Origin of the sequence: Ohtaekwangia sp. (assembly GCF_036786105.1) — a bacterium.
Classification (GTDB): domain Bacteria; phylum Bacteroidota; class Bacteroidia; order Cytophagales; family Cyclobacteriaceae; genus Ohtaekwangia.
Genome location: NZ_DAIQRQ010000128.1, coordinates 1 through 3560, shown reverse-complemented (window position 1 = coordinate 3560; position 3560 = coordinate 1). Strand labels below are relative to the sequence as shown.

Here is a 3560-nt window from a genome sequence, read left to right as displayed (position 1 = left end):
TAACGTAGGTATTGGATTTCCTTTTTAATTTTTTCCCACAGACAAAATCAAAAAGTCTCCCACAGAATTCACAGAAGTACACAGAAATGAATGCAAGAGTCCCGAAGACAGGAAGTCCGATAGAACTTTGCAGCAGCTAAATAAAAAACTCCCATAAAGTCTCCCACAGAACTCACAGAAGTACACAGAAAGTTTCCGCAGATGGCCCGGATTACCCGATATATATACTCTGTGTAACTTTGTGCCTTCTTTGCGCCCCTCTGTGCAATTGGATTTTTATTCCCCACTTTCGGACTTCCCGACTTGTATTTTCTCTCCCAGCAGCTCGTAGCCAGAGGCTAATAGCCTAATAGCTCCCCCACCACATCCCTCACCTTCTCCGCATTCGGCAGCATCATGCATTCGAGATCTACGTTTAGAGGAACGGCTGGTAAGTTCGCGGCTCCACAAGTATATACAGGGGCATCAAGGTGTTGAAAGCACTCTTTGGATATTCTTCCGGCCAGCGATTCTGCAAAGGAGTTTAACAGCGGCTCTTCCGTTAATACCAATGCACGCCCGTGTAGCTTTACAGACGATATGATCGCTTCCCAATCAACGGGGTTAAGCGTGCGTAAGTCCATGATCTCAACGCGGCCTTCAAATGCTTTAGAAGCTTCCTTCGACCAATATATACCCATGCCGTAGGTGATGATCACGCATGATTCACCCGCCTCTATTTTATCCTGTTCAGCAGCTTGTACGATCGCTGCCTTACCTAAAGGGATAATATACTCTTCGTCCGGCTCTATGGTTTTTGCATCGCCCGTGCCCGGGACTTTTGACCAGTATAGTCCCTTATGTTCCAGCAACACTACAGGATTAGGATCGTAGAACGATGCCTTCAGCAATCCTTTCATGTCGGCAGCATTGGAAGGATATACTACTTTGATACCGCGTATCGTCAGCAATGCAGACTCTACACTGCCCGAGTGATACGGACCTCCGCCACCATACGCACCGATGGGCACACGGATCAACGCCTGTATCGGGAATTTACCATGCGATAAATAGCAGCTCTTGGAAAGCTCTTCTACCAGTTGATTTATACCCGGCCATATATAGTCAGCAAACTGTATCTCTACAATAGGTTTCGCTCCTACGGCCGACATCCCTGCGGTGGAACCAATGATATAGGCTTCCTGTATCGGTGTGTTGAACACGCGTGCATCGCCATACTTTTGTGCAAGTGTAGCCGCTTCGCGAAATACACCACCCAGTCTTCTGCCTACATCTTGTCCGTAGAACAATGCTTCAGGATGCTTCTTCAATATTTCATCTACGGCATGCAGTGCGGCATCGACCATCACCACCTTCTCACCTCCTTTTGGTGTGCGATTACCCGCCTCTGTTGTTATAGGCGTTGATGCAAATTCATGTGTATTGAAGTCAGCGGCATCCGGGTCTATAGCCTGCAAGGCACGTTGATAATCGCTGGCCACATGTTCGGCTGCCTGTTGCTCCAAAGCGGTCAGGCTGTCCGTTGTTTCACCTTGTTCGAGCAGGTAATTTTTCAGTTTCTCCAGCGGATCACTCTTCCGGTGCAATTCAATATCGTCTCCGCGATACCATTCCCTTCGCACACCCGATGTATGATGCCCCAGCAGCGGGCACTTTGCATGTACCAGCACCGGACCTTTACGATCGCGTACATAGGCAAAAGCTTTTTCCAACCCAAGGTAAGAATCAACAAAGTCGGCACCATCTACTGCCATGCGTTCCATTCCCTTGAAGCCTCCCGCATACTCATACGCATTCATGGCGCGCATCTCGCTGCCCGAAGCAGATATACCCCAGTCGTTATCCTGCACCAGGTATATAATGGGCAACTTCTTTAGCACCGCCATCTGGAATGCTTCGGCTACCTCGCCTTCGGTAACGGAACCATCGCCCAATGAACATAGTACCACGGGCAATGCACCGTCATTCTTCCGCAGTGATTGCGACTCCAGGTATGCTATACCGTGTGCCATACCCGTTGCCGGTATAGCCTGCATACCGGTAGCCGAGCTCTGGTGCGGAATTACCGGAAAGCCTTCGCGTTTCAAAGAGGGATGTCCGTAATAAGTTCTTCCTCCCGAGAAAGGATCATCGCGCTTCGCCATCAATTGCAGCATCAACTCATACGGCTGCAGCCCTATACCGAGCAACATCGACTCATCGCGATAGTATAGCGAAGCATAGTCGATTGCCGTGAGGTGAAAACCTGCTGCCAGTTGAATGGCTTCGTGGCCACGGGAAGTACTGTGAACATATTTACCGCAGATGTCGCGGTTTTCATCGTATGTCTCAGCCATGCGCTTGGCTGTACACATGAGTTGATAAGCTTTTAGAAGAATAGCATGACTGATGGCAGTCCGCGGTTTCTTTCTGGCTCTTGTGGTCTCTTCAATCGCCATAAATAATATGTTGGTCTAGGCGAAAGATAGCAAAATAGTTACTAGAGCAAGCAACTGGCTACTGGCTTCTGGCCACCAGCAGCTTGTAGCCAGAAGCCAGCGGCGGTTCACATCTCGCAGCTCACAGCTTTTTCCTTAACTTGCCGTCTATGATAACAAAAGAAACGATACGCGATTGGTTTGTGGAGTTGCAGGGAAATATCTGTGATGCATTGGAGAAGACTGACGGCAAGGGTAAATTTATCAGTGACCCGTGGGAACGCGCTGGGGGTGGTGGCGGTGTAAGCCGGGTTATTACCGATGGAAATATTATCGAAAAAGGTGGTGTTAATTTTTCCGCTGTTTTTGGAAAGACACCGGAACCGGTATTAAAAACGATGAACCTGCCTGTGGGCGATCACCCCGATTTCTATGCTACGGGTATATCGATCGTGTTGCACCCGGTAAATCCGATGGTGCCGATCATTCACATGAACACTCGTTACTTCGAGATGAGCAACGGTATCTGGTGGTTCGGAGGCGGCATAGACCTCACGCCTCACTATGTAAATGAAGAAGACGCCAAAACTTTCCATGTACACATGAAAGCGGTATGCGACAAGCATCATCCATCCTACTATCCTGCGTTCAAGAAATGGGCCGATGATTATTTCTTTCTCAAGCACCGAAATGAAACACGCGGTGTTGGCGGTATATTCTTTGATTCGCTGAAGGCTGAAAATGGCTTTACAAAAGAATCACGCTTCGATTTTGTAAAGGATGTAGGATCGGCTTTCGCGCCTATATATACTTCGTTTATGACGAAGAACAGTGCATTGCCTTACACCGAGAAAGAAAAACACTGGCAGGCGTTGCGCAGAGGGCGCTATGTTGAATTTAATTTAGTGTGGGATCGCGGCACCAAATTCGGTCTGGATACCGATGGCCGCACAGAATCTATATTGATGAGTCTTCCGCCACAAGCGCAGTGGGTATATAATTATCAGCCTCCGGCAGGATCGGCTGAACAAAAGACACTATCGCTGTTGAAGAAGGAGATCAACTGGGCTGGGTAGAGGCGTTATCAGTTAATCGTTATCAGTTATCTGTTAATAGTTATTATACTCTTTCGGATAACTATTA

At 48.2% G+C, this 3560-nt stretch carries 2 protein-coding genes; one reads left to right on the top strand and one right to left on the bottom strand.

The window, feature by feature from the left end; genetic code table 11:
* Nucleotides 1–338: 338 nt before the first annotated feature.
* The gene (locus tag V7Q33_RS23260; protein WP_333821486.1) at nucleotides 339–2438 is read right to left on the bottom strand and encodes an alpha-ketoacid dehydrogenase subunit alpha/beta; all 2100 of its coding nucleotides are present in this window, start codon (nucleotides 2436–2438) and stop codon (nucleotides 339–341) included.
* Between the two features lie 149 nt (nucleotides 2439–2587).
* Between V7Q33_RS23260 and hemF the strand changes: the two genes are divergently transcribed.
* Entirely contained in the window at nucleotides 2588–3493 is a 906-nt protein-coding gene (gene hemF / locus V7Q33_RS23255; protein ID WP_331975276.1) for an oxygen-dependent coproporphyrinogen oxidase, read from the top strand.
* The last annotated feature ends 67 nt before the right edge of the window (nucleotides 3494–3560 follow it).

Excerpts from the sequence above, each read along its gene's own strand:
- V7Q33_RS23260 (WP_333821486.1), bottom strand. The coding sequence starts at position 2,438 with ATGGCGATTGAAGAGACCACAAGAGCCAGAAAGAAACCGCGGACTGCC.
- hemF (WP_331975276.1), top strand. The coding sequence starts at position 2,588 with ATGATAACAAAAGAAACGATACGCGATTGGTTTGTGGAGTTGCAGGGA.